The sequence below is a fragment of the Psychrobacter sp. 5A.1 genome, assembly GCF_030407455.1.
Classification (GTDB): Bacteria; Pseudomonadota; Gammaproteobacteria; order Pseudomonadales; family Moraxellaceae; genus Psychrobacter.
On sequence record NZ_JASDDJ010000001.1, the window covers coordinates 69,252 to 86,597 of the forward strand.

The window sequence follows — 17,346 nt, forward strand, 5'->3', positions numbered from 1 at the left end:
ATAAAAGCGTTATACGGTTAGCGCAAGGTTATCTCGATGTACCATCACGACACGCTCTTCACTACTACCAAAGATCTTGTCAAACTGTTCGGTACGCTCACGAGCCACACGGCGCGCATCATTCGATGAAAAATTCACCTGTCCAACGGCGATACGTTCGCCTGTATCTTGATGGATGATTTCTACCACATCACCCTCATCAAAGCCGCCATGTACCTCTACCACACCAACAGGTAGCAGACTTCTATTGTGTTCTGTCAATGCCTTTGCTGCACCAGCATCGACCACCAAGCTGCCTGACATACGCAGATGCGCAGCTAGCCACTGCTTGCGAGCGATGATTTTGTCTTCATCGTTGGTCGTCAGCAATGTCCCAACTGCCTCGCCTGAAACCACGCGAGTAATGACATCATCAATTGCACCGCTTACGATAACGGTTGGGCAGCCGCCCATTGCAGCAAGGCGACCAGCACGGATTTTGGTCAACATGCCGCCGCGTCCGAGCTTACCGCCGTCCCCTGCAATATCAAACAAATAATCCGCCATCGCACGTTCTTGACGAATCATTTTTGCATTAGGATTGTCACGTGGGTTGTCTGTAAACACCCCATCTTGATCGGTGAGGATAATGTACAAGTCAGCATTGACCATCGCCGCTGCCATTGCCCCTAAGGTATCGTTATCACCGAATTTAATCTCATCAATCGTGATGGTATCGTTTTCATTGATAACAGGTAGGACGCGCCATTCTAATAACTGCGTCAATGCACCCGTCGTATTGAGATAACGGCTACGATTGGACAAATCATCATGAGTCAGGAGCAGCTGTGAGCTTTGAATACCATGCTGAATCAATGCTGACCACCACGTTTCAATCAATCCCATTTGACCAATGGAGGCACAGGCCTGTAGTGCAGCTAATTTTTTGGGGCGCTCCTCAAGGTTCATACGTACCACACCTTCAGCAACGGCACCTGATGATACCAGCAGCACTTCAACACCTTTTTTATGCAGCTTGGCAATCTGCTTTGCCCACTCATATATGGCAGTTCGATCCAGCCCTCGACCGTTATTGGTTAACAACGATGAGCCAATCTTGACAATAACGCGCTGGATATCAAAGTTGCGGGGCTGTTTAACAAACCTTGCTTCTTCGGTCGTCTGTGCTATGTCAGCTGCCATATAAACTCCTTTTTATCTTATGAATTGATTAGGGGATTGATTTAAAAAATTCAGGTACATCAGTTCAAGCTTGTTTACTTATGGAACGTAAACCACCTCGACACCGTCTTCATCATCAAAGTCGTCATCGTCATCATCATTTAAATCCAACCCTTCGCGTGCCGCTTTGCGAGCTGCACGATAGGCTTCACGCTGGGCTTCAGTGTTCAGACGTACTTCTACTTCTAAGCGCTCAAAACGTGTTCTTTGTGCTTCAGCGAAGATAGGATCTTCTAGTTCACGCTCACGCTCTAGTTCAATCTCATTCATCAAATGATATTTAACCGCATCAGTCCCTTCACCCATTAAGGTTGACGTGCGAAATACATCGCCTGTCCAATCAAGCTCGGCGACAATATGGGTACAGAGCTCATCTAACTCTTCTTCAGGCACCTGATCGATTTTGTTTAATACCAGAATCTGAGGCAAGTTGGATAACTCAGGCGAAAAACGTTCAAGCTCATTCAAGATAACACGAGCGTTGTCTACCGGATCGCTGCCGTCAATTGGTTTTACATCAACCACATGTAACAAACGACGTGTACGAGCCACATGCTTTAAGAAGCGGATACCAAGTCCGGCACCTTCTGAAGCACCTTCGATCAAACCCGGAATATCTGCCATCACAAATGAGCGATGACGACCGATATCAACCACGCCCAAATTCGGGACGAGTGTGGTAAATGGATAGTCAGCAACTTTTGGTCTAGCAGCAGAAACTTGACGAATAAAGGTAGATTTACCAGCATTAGGCAAACCAATCAAGCCAACATCAGCCACTACTTTTAGCTCAAACTTAAGAACTTTTAGCTCACCTTCAAAACCTGACGTCGCTTTACGCGGTGCTTGGTTGGTCGAGCTTTTGAAATGGGTATTACCTAGGCCACCATCACCACCTTTAGCAATTAATAGTGTCTGACCAATTTCAATCAAATCGCCCAATACTTCATCTGTCTCGGTATCAATGACCGTCGTACCAACAGGTACAGGTAAAAAAAGATCATCAGAACCCTTACCTGAACAGTTTCTACTATGGCCATTTTCAGCTCGCATGGCATCGTGACGACGGGTATAACGGTAGTCAACTAGGGTGTTGGTGTTATCCTCAGCAATGACATAAACATCTCCGCCCTTACCACCATCGCCACCATCAGGTCCACCACGTGGGACATACTTTTCTCGGCGAAAACTGGCGATTCCGTTACCACCGTCACCTGCTTTTACCGTTACGACGGCTTCATCAATAAATCGCATCTTACATTCCTTAATTCACAATCCAGTCTATAAACTGGTTACAACCAACGGTTGTATTTTGGGGTTTTGCTATTTTGTTGTGGCACAACGAGCACTGTATCAATACTACTTTTACCCGGTGCCCATTATGACAATAACACCCGATAATCAATCGGACTATCGGGTGTTTAAGTATGACAGTTAAAGTCATACCAAGCTATGCAAAGTAGAATCTATTACAACGCATATTTTGCGATGCTATTGCTCTACTGTACTATACTTGGTATGACGTTATTGCTCTACTGTATTCGGCGTTCTATGCAGGAATTTGAGTGTAGCTAATTCCGGCCATCTGTGTCGCCAGACGCAATACCTGAGTACTATAACCTACTTCGTTATCATACCAAACATACACAATGGCTTGATTACCAGTCAGAATAGTCGCTTGCGCATCGATGATACCGACATGAGTTGTGCCAACAAAATCAGTTGATACGGCTTCTGTAGAATCTGTATAAGCAATCTGCGACTGCCAAGCGCTACTGTTAGCAATTTTACGCAAGAATTCATTCAACGCTTCAGCACTTTCTGGTGCTGTTTTAAGCGTCAAGTTCAAAATTGCTAAGCTGACATTTGGTGTCGGTACACGGATAGCGTTACCCGTTAGCTTACCACTTAATTCTGGTAATGCTTTACCCACTGCTTTTGCTGCGCCTGTGCTCGTGATAACCATGTTCATCACTGCACTACGACCACGGCGGTCTGCTTTATGATAGTTATCAACCAAGTTTTGATCATTGGTAAATGAGTGAATAGTCTCTACGTGACCGTTTTCGATACCGTATTCATCATTCAACACATTCAACGTTGGTGTAATAGCATTGGTCGTACAGCTGGCAGCACTAACGATAGTGTCATCACCAACCGTGTCATTGTTCACACCATAAACGACGTTTTTGATATCGCCGCCAGCAGGGGCAGTCAATAGCACTTTTTTCACACCAGTAGACTGTAAATGCTTGCCAAGGCCTGCTTCGTCTTTCCAGATACCCGTGTTATCGATAACGAGAGCATCATTGATACCATAAGCGGTGTAGTCGATTTCACTAGGGTCTTTCACATAGATAACTTGTACAAAACGGCCGTTAATAATCATGCCGTTGTTGTCATCATCGATACTAATGCCACCCAAGAATCTACCATGGATCGAATCACGCTCAAGCAATGAGATACGCTTGGCCAAGTCGCCAGCAGCAGCTGGGCGTACAACGATGGCTTTTAGTTGCAAACCTTTTGCGCTTGACGCTTGCGACAACAATAAACGGGTCAAAATACGACCGATACGACCAAAACCGTATAACACAACATCCGTTGCGCCATTCACAGCACCAGCGTTGTTGATAGACTGTAGAGCGGCTTGTACGTCAGTGTCATTAGCAATCAATTGACCCACATCGATACGAGTGGCTTGAATGTCTTTGCTCTCTGCGATGACTTTTACCATCGCTAAAGTATCAGCGATATCAATAGACTTAGCGCCATGGTCACGCAACGCAACTTTTTGATGCAAAGCGAGTATTTGACCAACTGAGGTAGAGTCTAGCGTTTCGCCGAACAAGGTCACTTGTACGTCTTGCGCATTATAGAGCTTATTCAATAACCCCATTAGCTCAATCGCTTGTTGCTCTTGATTGTTATAGTTGCTTAAGTGGTCTTGATGTAATTGGCGTAAGGTATCAGCGTTGCTCACGAGAAACATCCTTATGGTCAGTAATGTATGATCAATAAAATATGAAGAAGTATGAAATAGATGGGTTGTGTATGCTCTAAATGGTGACTCTAATATGATAATCAACCGCTATCAATATGGGTTATTGACACTAGAGTATTTGAATCGCATAGATTTTAGCCTAAAACGCCTCATTTTGCCAGTAGTAACCGATTAGCTGGTGTGCATAATAGGTTTCATTCTCATATACAGACTCATATATAAATAGGGATAAAAATAAAGGCAGCCATATATGCTGCCTTATTAGTTTTTTTGAATGAGAGTTACTATGACTTTTTATTCATTGAAATAACCTGATAACAACTGGTTATCAATCAGGTATACAAACTCATTCTGCAATTAAAATTTAACGTTTTATATTTACATCAACTATGGCGTTAAATTTACCGTCTGATTGGTTTGCGGTGTGAGCTTAAATTCTTTTAAGTCATAACCTTGTTGTTGTGCAATCTGACGATATTTAGAATAGGTTTCTTGACTGACATTAGGCGAACGAGCCAATAGCCATAGATAATCTTTATCAGGTGTACCAACCAATGCCGTCTTATAATCAGCATCACGTGCTAGTACCCAATAATCGGCACGACCGACTGGTAACCAACGAATCCATGAGGGCAAGAAGGTTACTTTTAGCTTACTGCCAGTCTCATCCGCTGTCTTGGCAAGGCCTTCAGCAACAATCTCCGAGCCATCTTCGGCCATACACTTGTTAGTGACAGTTATACCTTTTCCATCAGCTTTTTGGGCATAATTGGCGGTAACATCACCTGCGCATTTACGTTGAAAATACATCGGTAAGCGCCCTATCTCGTACCATGTTCCAGCATATTTTTCGAGGTCGACGCTATCGACTGTCGTTGGGGTATTTGCAGACTTATGAATGATGTTACTTGGTTCGATAGACAGAGTCTCTGTTGGCGTTTTATCCATCGTTGCATTGGTAGCAGCCATAGACGCTGCATTGACTGGAGGCGTAGCAGCATAAGCTGAAAACGCAGCCAATGGTATAATAATCGCTAAGGCAATACCTGTATGCTTAATCAGTCCATTCATAAATATGCGCTCCGGTATTTCTTTATATGATGAGTGAGTGGTATCCGATGACGAATCGGTTTCTTGTTCGAAGTCTCTATGCTCAGACGTATCTGTCGAGAGATCCGTTTGGTCATCTACAGATGCTGAGATGAGTGGCGCAGGCAGAGTCAGTCCTTGGGACTGATCAAGACTGCTCTTCAAATCATTATTTTTCGTAATGTCATTATCAGACATAGCAGACTCTTTTGCCTTTAGCAGGCTTTTGACAACGCTTTTGTACCCAAAATAGCTGTCTGGCGAAGACGTGTCTTTTACCGAATGGCTCGGATACTCATCATTCGATTCGTCATGGTTGTAGCTAGCATCATTGCTGGCATAGCCTGCCTTTCGCGCACTATCTTTATTCAGATAATAACTGCTTGACTGACTAGTCTGCTGAGATTGAGAACCAGCTTCCTGTGAATCAGACCATCCTGACTTAGGTAACTTGTTGGTTTTCATAGAATTACCGTTATTAATAATGACTGTGAAAAATTCTTTGTGTATTTATCCACCTAGTCTAACTCTCTGAACGTCGTCAAACTCAAAAAGCGTGTCTAACAAGTAAACCAACGCTATAGAATTTGATGTTATTACAAAGGTCAAAATATATTTTCATAGGCAATTTGCTTTTGAATAATAGGCAGCTTGCTTACGAATGATAGAGTAAACACTCTTTAATTAGGTATTCTATATTAAGGACAACTTGACTATTAAAACAGTGTCGCAATGTAGGAAAACGCAACGGTTTGTAAGTAACTATGTGGATAAGGTGTCTTATGCACACATCACAACCACATAGTTACTGTTTGGATAAATAAAATAAAAACCTGTCGTTTTTACTTACTAATTTTTAGGGCGTGTCCTCATTTTAAAAATGGTGATAAAAATGAGATAAATTGCAGTCAAACAAGGAAAATAGCGCAGATAATATCGAGATATTAGTCAGCTATTTGACGCCGTTTGGCAAGATTTAGCCATTTTTAACCCATTTAGATGACTATCGATTGAATTGAGGACACGCCCTAATAGGCGTTCACATTCATGCAAATGCCATTATTGACTGCAGGGGCTTTATTGGCTGCCAATGTTTCCTTGAGACTGATAGAGATTTTTTGGATGTTCTCTATGATATAAACTGACGAATACCTGCCACACTGATACCGCCATACTGCAATGCTTGATTGAGCATTACAGGCTCCAAACCACCTAACCCAATGACAGGCATATCAGCTAACTCTGCTAACGCTGACCATACTTCCCAGCCAAGTGGCGGCGTATCAGGATGGGTTTTGGTCGCGAGCACAGGAGATAAAAAAGCGCCAATCACTGGTGGCAACGCTCGCTGTATCCTCATGCGGGCAAGTTTATTGGCCGCCATGATGCTAGCGACATCATGGCAGCTGACGATTAATGGATAATCACTAGGTAGCAACTGCACAGAAGCCGGCAGGTTTTCAATGTCCTCACAGCACTGAATCAATACCGAGTGTGTTAGGTGTTTGGCGACTATCTGCTGTCCAATTTTTACATCATGAGTTGTTGGTAAATTTTCGATATTTGACGGCTGCTGCTCGTTGTCGTAGGGCAAAATCGCTAGAATATCTGGGCGTGCTGTCATCAGCTGGTCAGCAAGATGCTCTGAGTCAGAGTGCTGCAAGCGAATATATACCCACGACTCTGATGCTATGTGTTCTTGGTGATACTGTCGCCATGCCATCGCAGCATCTGTGTGGGCGCTAAAGTATGCCAAAGGGTAAGTAATGGCGATGGTGGATGGCAGCCTTAACCAATCCAGAATTGTCTTATTAGCAGCGGGCAAATGATACGCTCCTGCCAAAAGCTGAGACTGGCTTACCCAAGTTAATGCCTGCCCTTCTAAACCCTGCTCATGGTGTTTATGCTGCTCGTACTGCTCTGCTGTCAGCTCAATCTTATAAACCTGTAAGCTAACCTGCTTATCCCCATAATCATGATGCAAGCGCCCAAGTTTAACGATGGTATTGCTGTCCATTAGGATACCTGTCTCTTCGGCCACTTCTCTGACCAATGCCTGCTCTGCTGACTCACTGGCTTCTATTTTCCCGCCTACAAACTCATAGCGGTTGCCTTGATGCTGAGTCGCGTCTCGAAACCCAAGCAAATACTTGTCGCCGTGATGAATAACAGCCACTGCAACGTTTACGATGCTTGGTTTATTAGTTTTCGTCTTGGTGTCTGTCTTAGTTTTTGACGGTTGATTTGGCCCATTCGGCATGCTGATATCCTCTATTTCGGTGTTTACTCTGATTATTTTTAATAATTTTATAACATTTATAGGCCAGGTTTTTCGTTGAGACTTATCACCTAAACCATTCATTTATATAGATAAAAAATAAACTCGAGCATTTTTATGACAGTAGGCATAGATAAGTTTACATAATAACGGCAATTTATTTTATCAATTGTCTTGCAAATTGATTCAATCTAAATGATAATTATTATCGTTAAAGCAATTACTTTATGGTTAGCCAATTTTAAAGCCACTTCTTATCAAAAGGAATTTACTATGAGCATGGTCATCTCTCGTTATTTAAACTGCCGTGAAAACCGTCTACCGACTTTACAATCACAGCATCTATTTGCCCTTACTAAAGAGGTACGTATCGAGCATGAAGGCGAAGAGTATCGACTACGCCTAACTCGCAACAATCGCTTGATTCTAACCAAATAGCCTCCCTTTCTATACTTTTATAAAAAAACGCCTCATAACGAAGGCGTTTTTTTATAGGCTATACAACTTAAAAATAATTTCAAAAGTTCTCTCAGTTGACATCAACTAGAAAGCAGTTGTCTTACTAGGGCGTGTCCTCATTTTAAAAATGGTGATAAAAATTAGGGTCTGTTGAACATTCAAATATTAGGGCTGCTGATTGCTAAAATTGCACCAAATTAGGCGCAAGCCGACGATAATGTCGAGACCTTAACTAGGATTGCAACAACGTTTGGGGTGATTTTAGCATCAGCCTTTCAGGGCAGTACTATTTTCTGCCAATATATGGCGAAATTGTTTAACCTAGAATCACTAGGCGTCAAAAATTTCACTGCATATTGTCTAAAAAATAGTGACTGCCAGCACCACATTTGAATGTTCAACAGACCCTAGATAAATCGCAGTCAAACAAGGAAAATAGCGCAGATAATATCGAGATATTAGTCAGCTATTTGACGCCGTTTGGCAAGATTTAGCCATTTTTTACCCATTTAGATGACTATCGATTGAATTGAGGACACGCCCTAATAAACAATTTAGAACTGCCAACTATAGACCACATCCACTGCATTTTCCGCTGCTGAGCTTGCTTCGACATAGATACGACGTGTCAGCTGATAACGAACAGACAGGCTGTTTTGGGCATTGAAAACGCCCACGCCATAGCGAATGTACAAATCAGGCGTCACGTAACCTGTGACATTGACATTGGTGTCTTCGCTGCTGCCTGAGGCATCAACTGTCAGACTCTGTAAGCCAAAAACTTGACCGATTTGATTGGTCAGGCTACGAGTGCCACTAAGACCAAAGCTCAAGCCAGCGGCAGCCAAATTATTGGTCACTTGCGACTTAAATCCTTGTTCGCTAATTTGCGTTGCACTCTTATTATCGATGCGACCTGTCACCAAGGCGTTCATTGCTTGCTGCTGGGTCAGCCCTGCATTGTTAAAGACGACAATATTGGGGCTTTCGGTGGTTCCTTTGACACGCAGACCTACTGTCTTGCCATTAATGGTTTTGGCTGCTTCAATACTCAAGCTGGGCTTCATCACATCACCATTGAAACGCACTTGGCCATAGTTGAGCTCTAAGCTCTGACCAAAAGCATTGATGTTGGTACGACGTGAGACCTGCACAACGCCTTTGGCACGCATGATACCCGTACCACTTTGATTTATGTTAATCGCACCTGCTAATGGAATGACTGCACCAAAGCCACGGAAATTGATATCGTCACCCAAGTCGACACCAATATCAGCATTGATCGACCAAGGTTTTGAGATGGCCAATACTTCATCGATATTGCCGATCAAACGACGATCTAACACAACCACATCTTCGGTTTGAGTGATGATGTCTTCGCTGGCTTCTGGCGGACGAATGGTGGCGGACGGCACGCTGATTGCCCCTTTTATATCGACATAACGATCACCTGGGCGCACGATGATATCGATATCAGGATCAATCTCGGCCACCAGTAGCGGTGGCTGCGTAATGACCAAACCTTCACCAACGATGCTTAATTTGGCCTGTAGTTTTTGCTGCCAATTGACCGTACCCGTTAAGGCGGCTTCCCCTTTACCACTATTGAACGTGCCATCAATGGTCGCTTGCGTGCCGCGTATTTTGGCCTCAGCATTAACATTGGACAGATTTACTGGCAGATCGAGCATTGCGACACGACCATCAGAGAGTTTTACGTCACCATAGAACTGGGGCTTGGTTAACGTACCGCCTAGGCCGCCTGCCATTGTGACGCTACCTCTTAGTACGCGCATACCAGGGAAGAAAGGCTTAAATATCGCTAAATCAAGCTCGTTTAGTACCAAGGCTCCAGAGATTGGTTTAGGATCTTTATAAGGATCTACAACCACTTCAGCATAGCCACGAGCGCCGCGTCCAGTATTGATATCAGTACGCAGCTTGATGCCCTCAGGCACAGACAGAGCAATGAGAGAGACGCGCTTGTAGGGCAAAGTCACTGATGTGCTTTCACCATCTTGAACGAGGCCAATCTTGCCATTGTCTGAATATAGCGTGGTGTTAATGGTTGGTGGACGACCACGTTGCCATCCGACAATGGCCTTACCATTAATCTTGCCATTCCAGTCAATATCTTTTGGCAAAAACACTGAGAATAACGATGTATCTAAATTCTGCAAGGCTACGTTGACGTCACCTTGGTCTGGCGATGCAACCAGTTTTTCACGTAGACACAGTTTGCCCGTTTGATCCGTGGCCTGCCAACAATGAGCGGCGAGCTGTACTTTTAGGTCACGGTTATTACCTTTTTGATTATTGGGCAAATCCACAACCAATTGTGCAGGTTGTAATTGATTTAAAGTGGCGTATTTGGATTTGATGCGACCTTTTCCAATGACACCTGACCAGCTTAATCTGTCTCGATCAAAGCCACCTTTTAGCCTAGCGCCGACATCGAGTTGCTTATTGGCTACATTTAGATCGACCACATGAGATTTCTCTGTGCCATTAAAGGACGCTTTGACGCTATCAAAACTTTGACCAGCAGCATCCAAACCTTCAGCCGTCACGATTAGCTGACTGGGGCTATTGGCTAAGTTAACGAGCTTGCCGCGTACACGGCCTTGACGCAATATAAAGCCTGGTAGCGCGAGTCGCTCACCGACCAAATCAATATAAATAGTAGGCAGTGCTTGACCAGCTGGTTGAGACAGAGTGGCCCCGCCAGTGATTTTACCAGCCAGTTGGTTAGACAGCTGATCTAGACTGGTGATATTAATTTTGGTTTGTAGCTGTTTGGCATTACCATTGGCCGTGACATAGTTGTCGCCCCAACGCAGCACCAAATTATCAGCGTTTAAGCTATCGATCAGAGCATTTACTTGCTTATATTGTGCTTGGGCATCTTGGGTCTGAAGTTGTTTGAAGTAGCTTGCTAAGTCTTTTGGCAAACGCATCTTCGCTGATAGGCTACCTTTGGCACTCAGCGTCTGTCCTTTTAACATACCCTTTAGATTGACTTGTTTAATATTGATTTGTTGCTGCGTATCACTCCAGCGGCCATCTGTATCAATCGTACCGGTGATAAGGCTTGGGGTATCTTTTAGAAAATACCCAACATTAAAGCGATCCATCACCGCGTTGATATCCCACGCGATACCTTGGCGCACATCGACCGTTCCGCTAGCATCGATACTACCTGCCGCGCCCACATGACGGAAACGATTGATACGTATCAGCTGACTGTCACCACTGGCTTCAATGTTCAGCTTGCCTGCTGGCAGTTGCTCGGCATCCAATATACCGTCAAAATTTATGGCAAAGCGTTGCAAGGTACCTGCCGTGTTTTTGCTGTTCTTTGGCGCATTTTTCCATTCACCACTGGTTTTTAGATCGCCTGTGATAATCGCTGGATTGTTGGGCAAAAAATAACCCAAATTGAATTGATCAAAACGACCATCTACATTCCAGCCGATATTTTTACGTAAGTCGATGACCCCTTTTGCATTGACTGCACCAGCTTCACCCTTATAATTCAGCTTACGAATACTCATTAGCGTTGGCGTACCAGCTGCATCGATAGACAGCTGTCCTTTTGGTACATCTGCTGTATCAACTTGACCGTCAAAACGCGCATCAAATACCGACAGCTCACCATTTACGATATCGACACTGGCATCACCAGCACCCGTCACACCAATCGTGCGACTGTCTTGCGTGACATCGAGCTGTACTCGCATATCAGTATTATTCAAAGTAACGACGTGGCGCTGACCACTGACACCTTTTTTGGTGATATTTAACAATCGACCACGTGCGCTTATATTACCTGTTAGGCGCTCAAGCGGTAAATCGCTTCGATACTTGTTAGGAAGTAGACCTTTGGTACTGGCATCAATCTGCCACGTCAATGGGCGCTTCTTATTTGCTAATTGAATTTGGCCAGTACCCGATAGATCCCCTACTATGCCGTTATAGTTAAGGCGACTGACATCAATGACGTCGCCAGCCTTACGTACACGTACATCGTAGTTACCTTTGGGAGCAACATTGAGCTCATTGATCACCGCATTGGCATCGACTGATAATCGTGAACCACGGATGATGACATCCGCTTGCCCGCTAGGACTATTGATATTACCGACATCAGGCACATCACGGCGCACTAGGTTTTCCCATTTGGCATCAATATACCAAGGCGCGGCCTGCTTAGATTTCGCTGACGTTTTGCCACTGGCTATATTGGCATTGACATGCTCGCCATCACGCTGACGCAAGTCTGCATCAATCTGCGTATTACCAGCGCTATTCTGCTGCTGATAACGCACTGACAGCCTACCATCGAGGTTTTGCGGGGCATAAGCTTTAAAGTCAGCATACTCATCAGGGATAGCACGGCGAATATTAAAGTTACTACCCGTCGCACGTACTGTGGCCTTAAAGCTGTCCTTCCAATCCAAAATACCTTGCAATGCCAAACGTCCAGCTGGCACGTCAGCATTTAAGCGATCTATACGCAGTTGACTGTTTGCAATGACAGCGCGGCCTTGATAATTTCCTGACGGAATGTCTTTGGCAGTCAATTCAGTATTGATACGCAACCGTATTTCAGAGATGACACCAGTGGCAGTGGCTGTACCACTTTGTAGACGAATGTTTTGGCTATCAGCATAAGGGATAAGAATATCATCCCACTGTAGTTTTGCGTCAAACGGCACACCTGCATCTAACCCTTGAACCACAAAGTCGCCCCTGACGTCATTATCATTATAACGACTACGTACTTTACCGACGGTACGTTTTAACGTCCCTGTTGCAGAGATATTTAATGGGTCGATGTAGGCTTTTTCAAGCGCACTGACTTCCGTAATCGCACTCAAATCTAATGGATAATCGCCTTGTAAATCAATTTCACCTTTTAAAGCACTGACTTTCACGATATCAGCATACTGCAAGTCACCACGACCTACTGTGACCGTACTGCCTACCCACGTTAGATCACGAGCGATAATATCTTGAATAATGATAGGCTCTTTAGTCACCTGCTTATAAGTAACTTTCTTGATTTTTGCTTGATCAAAACGTAGATTGACTGGCAGGCTTAAGGTTTTATAATCAAATGGCTCATCAGTGGGCGGTTCTTTATTGATAATTTCGATGGTCTGTATAGTGGCATCACTCAAATGCACTTCTTTTGCAAACACCGCGCGCCAGCCTATTTTGACATAGGCTTTGTCCACTAATATCTCAAGATCTTCAGTCGCTTCGATATCGATATCAGTGATCCAAATACCATCACGTAAATTGCCGCGCCCGTATTTGAAATCGATACCTGTTTCAGCACTGATTTTTTCTAATATAAACTTTGTACCAGCGTCAGTGCCTGCTGCATAAAAGAATAGGGCAAACATAATCGCCAGTACGATCAGAATCAATATTAGGAGTTTGAATAAAAAAGATAACGGGTACCAACGCCTAACGGCACGAGCATCACGCTGTGCTGGGTCTTCATCTGGTGCGTTATTAGGCGGGGTATTTTCTGTCAGCATGACACTCAACTACGTTAAAAAATGAAGACCAGCAATCGGTACGATAAGTCATAAAAAAACATTTGGAGCAACTACATTAAGCAATTATAGCGGTGAACCAATAAAGAAATGCAGGCGTATTGGAATACTTTCCTCTGTCACGCCAGCAGCCACATCGACACGCACCATTCCTACTGGAGATGCCCAGCGAATGCCGACGCCGACACCCACTTTTGTATCAGTGTCAAAATCTTTGTCGTAGGCATTACCGACATCAGTAAAAAATGCACCGCGAAACCCTGGTTTGAATTCATAGTTGTACTCTGCACTACCGACCGCCAGCACTTGCCCACCTGTCAGATAGCCTTTGTCTAATGGCGATAAGCTCTCATAGTCATAACCACGAATACTCTGATCGCCACCTGCAAAGAAGCGCAACTTATAAGGCACATCATAAAAATCATCTGCCCAGATATAACCCGCATTCACACTACCCAGTACTTGGTGCTTTTTTTCATCGCCAAAGCTATAAATACCACTCACACCTGCACGCACAATCGCCATGTCCGTATCGCTAAAGGCGGTATCCGTGCCCGCTTCTATTGAGTAATACTGACGAATACCACGTGTCGGGTTGGTAGCGTTGTCGGTACTTGTCTTATTCATACCATAACCAAACAATAGCGCGCGCTGCTTGGGATTTGAGGAAGTAAAGCGTATAGGAAGATCATCCAGCGCTGCACCTTCAACACCCGTTTCAAGCTTATCCAAACGGTAACGCACAGAATAGCTGCGATTCCAGCCATTATCGCGGCGGATATTACGTGCCAAGGCCGCCTTTAGCGTCTGGGTAGACAAGTCAAAGTTACCTTTACCTTGATCGATGACCTCTTCTTCATAAGTCAGGCGCGCATCTAGCTTGTCATTGAGCGGATGTTTCCACGGCCGACTCGCATAAACGGCGACGTTCTTATTGATTCTTGAAACTTCTGTTTCTGCACCTGCTTGATAGCCTTGGCGATTGAGCAAGTTATAGTCTATTTTTGCGGTGGCGCGAACGCCCGTATCTGTCCCGTAACCAAGCCCCAATTGGGCATCGCGCGGTTTATTGGCGGATACAAAAACATACAGCGGTACTTTTTTGGTTGCGGCCACTTCCTGCGGCGTTTTACGTCCTACTAGCGTTGGCGGTACAAAGTTTTCATCCGCAAGCAGGCTTTTTTCATCAGGGAATATTTTTTGAGCGACATTACTGATTGAGTCACTGATTTTGCCCAATAGATTTTCGGCTTCTTGATCTTTTTCATCCAACACTCGATCATTTGGCAAGCGACTTAGACGATCTGCTTTTTGTTTGACGGCCTGCAATTTATCAAGGGTGGCCTCATCAGCCTCAAACTCAATAGCAGCGATGTCGGCTTCATTGACTGTTTCTCCACTATTGGCACTCAACGCATTATCGCCCTCTCCACCGATATCACTATTATCGCTCACCGTATCTTCTCTGCGAGCCAGCACATCAGAAGCGGCTAAGCCAGCATTGCTATCCAAGTCTGCGATGCCAGCATTATCAACATTATTGATATCAGCATCTAGTGTGCCGTTGCCATCGGTAGCAGCATTATCAAACGCCAAGGTAGTGGCTTCACTGCTATCATTTGGCGGTAGTATGGACTCGACGTTGACCGTGTTGAAGTAACGGGTCGCTGATAAATCATTGCTAAAATTCGTGACCGCTGGGCGATAAAAAGGATCACCTGGTGTAAAACCATAGAGCTGTTGTAATAATGACAGCTCTACTGGTAGCTTGTCAGGATCTTGGGTCAGCGTATTGGTGTCTTTGTCATAGGTAAAAAACACCACATCATCAAACTTGTAACGATCACCTGTGTTATAAACCAATGAGACATCTGCTTTATTGTCTGGCAAGATGATATCAACGGATTTATTTAACCAATATTGATCAAAATACCCATAAGTATTGCTCAAAGATTCTAGGGCCGCTTTGCTGCTCTTGTAGACACGGTGATTGAAAATATCGCCTTCTTGCGGTGGTAAATCCGTCTCCAGCGTGGCAAACTCTTCTTGCTCAGCGCCTGCACCGCGAACCTCAACAATACGGCTATCTACCAGTACCGGCTCTCCCAACTCCTCAATCACCACATTAATCGTGTCAGGATCAGGCTGGGTCAAACGCAGCTCAACCTCATAATAACCAACGGCTTTAGCAGCATTCAGCGCTGTTTCACGTAGACGTGGCAGCGCGGCGGTAAAGTCAATGACCGACTGAACGTTGGTGTCTTCGAGTGCCGCTTTGATATTTTTCATCGGTTGAATATCTTGGTCGGCCTCGATGAGTTTCGCCTTACCATTGGCAGCATCTTCAGCCGCTACTTGCTCTATATAAATGGTGGTTTCCACATTTGGCAGAGCCATCACACCGCCATCACTAAATAAGCGATTGTAGAGGCGCTTGACGATATTGCCTCGATTGCGGGCGCGCGGCTTTGGTCTGTTGGCCTGTTCGATACCTTGATTACTGGCATCCGTATCGTTCTGATAGTCGGGCAAATAATCATTAGGGTTGATAATATCTGTCGCTGTGCCCTCTGCATTGGTAGGCGCATTCGTACCGGCGACTGTTTCATCACTGACATCATCAGTCGCAGAGACAGCTTTAGTGGTCGCCTTTTTTACTGTCGTTTCACCTCTACCTAACGTATCAAGATTGCTAGGGGCTGGCAAGTTTGTGGCATCTAGCTCTACATCGAGACCGATTGGCGATGCTGTGTCATTTAATGTTGCGATTGGCGCATCAAAATCGCTGTCATTGTTGCGATTTTGATGACCATTGATACTATCAATATCTTGAGCGTTTTGCCTATCCATCGCCGCCAGCTCACGATCTATCTGCTCAGGTGTCATCATCTGATAACCCTGCTGTTGTATCGCGGCGGCTTGTTGCAACAAGTCATCGTTAGAAAGATTCGCTTGAGACTCATCTTGGGTATATGAAGTGCTTGAACTGCCGTTGAGGCCTTCTATATCTTGCGTGCTGGGATTTTTTAGGGTTGGTTTCTTAGAGCCAGACTTTTTTATTCCTAGGCTTTGCTCACTATAATCATCCAATACCGACTCATCAACGATACCTTGATCTACTGCTTTTTTTAGACGCAGCGCATCTAAGGCCCTATCTAACTGCGTATCATCTTCTGACAACGTGACTGCTTGCTTACTAAATGCTTGAGCATTCGCGGTTTGGTTATTAGTAATGTGGTTATTGATAGATTGATTGCTGGTATTGGTATGATTAATAGTGTCTGCCAATGCCGCAGGTGCAATACCCACTAGACTGGTGGCAAGCGCAGTAAAAAGTGCCGAACGCGTAAAATGTATACGCGGCACTGCAGTACGTGTGCGTAAAGTAGTGCTATCGTTTTGGATAATGACCGTATCACGCTGTATCATCAGTACATTTCGTGCTCGAGTTGAAGGCTGCTTTATCATATTTACGTCCTATCAGCTCACGCGGCACAATCTTATCAACGATAGCAATCGCTAAGTCTGACCGGTGAATAAACTTATAGCAGTTATCTGGAATTAATGGTTTACTACTTTTGACTTTATTTGTGGTGATTTTTGTTTCTGGTGATATAGTGCAAGCGTTAGCACCTTGTCGTCATCGTCATATAGACAGTTTTTATGGGTAGCCTTGCTTTATTTTTACTGGCGCTTATACCCTATAACGTAACCAGATAAATTTACAA

8 protein-coding genes are annotated in these 17,346 nt (G+C 44.4%); 1 reads left to right on the forward strand and 7 read right to left on the reverse strand.

Features of this window, described 5'->3' with window-relative positions; genetic code table 11:
- Window positions 1-9: 9 nt before the first annotated feature.
- From proB to QL982_RS00305, 5 genes are all read right to left on the reverse strand, one after another.
- Complete coding sequence (gene proB, locus QL982_RS00285; RefSeq protein ID WP_290162903.1) at window positions 10-1,182, reverse strand: glutamate 5-kinase; 1,173 nt, start codon at window positions 1,180-1,182, stop codon at window positions 10-12.
- 78 nt (window positions 1,183-1,260) lie between these two features.
- A complete protein-coding gene (gene cgtA / locus QL982_RS00290) occupies window positions 1,261-2,475 on the reverse strand; it encodes an Obg family GTPase CgtA (protein ID WP_290162905.1) in 1,215 nt (404 codons plus the stop codon).
- 295 nt (window positions 2,476-2,770) lie between these two features.
- A complete protein-coding gene (locus QL982_RS00295) occupies window positions 2,771-4,213 on the reverse strand; it encodes a glyceraldehyde-3-phosphate dehydrogenase (protein ID WP_290162906.1) in 1,443 nt (480 codons plus the stop codon).
- Between the two features lie 399 nt (window positions 4,214-4,612).
- Window positions 4,613-5,779, reverse strand: coding sequence for a lipocalin family protein (locus QL982_RS00300; RefSeq protein ID WP_290162909.1), 1,167 nt, complete (start codon window positions 5,777-5,779; stop codon window positions 4,613-4,615).
- A gap of 664 nt (window positions 5,780-6,443) precedes the next feature.
- Window positions 6,444-7,574: an NUDIX domain-containing protein gene (locus tag QL982_RS00305; protein WP_290162911.1), complete on the reverse strand. Its 1,131-nt coding sequence runs from the start codon at window positions 7,572-7,574 to the stop codon at window positions 6,444-6,446.
- Between the two features lie 291 nt (window positions 7,575-7,865).
- On the opposite strand from QL982_RS00305, the gene QL982_RS00310 reads away from it, so the two are divergent.
- Entirely contained in the window at window positions 7,866-8,030 is a 165-nt protein-coding gene (locus tag QL982_RS00310) for a hemin uptake protein HemP (protein WP_010200173.1), read from the forward strand.
- Window positions 8,031-8,605: 575 nt separating this feature from the next.
- Here QL982_RS00310 and QL982_RS00315 read toward each other — a convergent pair.
- On the reverse strand, window positions 8,606-13,600 hold the full coding sequence (locus tag QL982_RS00315; protein ID WP_290190108.1) for a translocation/assembly module TamB domain-containing protein: 4,995 nt from the start codon (window positions 13,598-13,600) through the stop codon (window positions 8,606-8,608).
- Between the two features lie 84 nt (window positions 13,601-13,684).
- Complete coding sequence (locus QL982_RS00320; RefSeq protein WP_290164895.1) at window positions 13,685-17,086, reverse strand: BamA/TamA family outer membrane protein; 3,402 nt, start codon at window positions 17,084-17,086, stop codon at window positions 13,685-13,687.
- Between the last annotated feature and the right edge of the window lie 260 nt (window positions 17,087-17,346).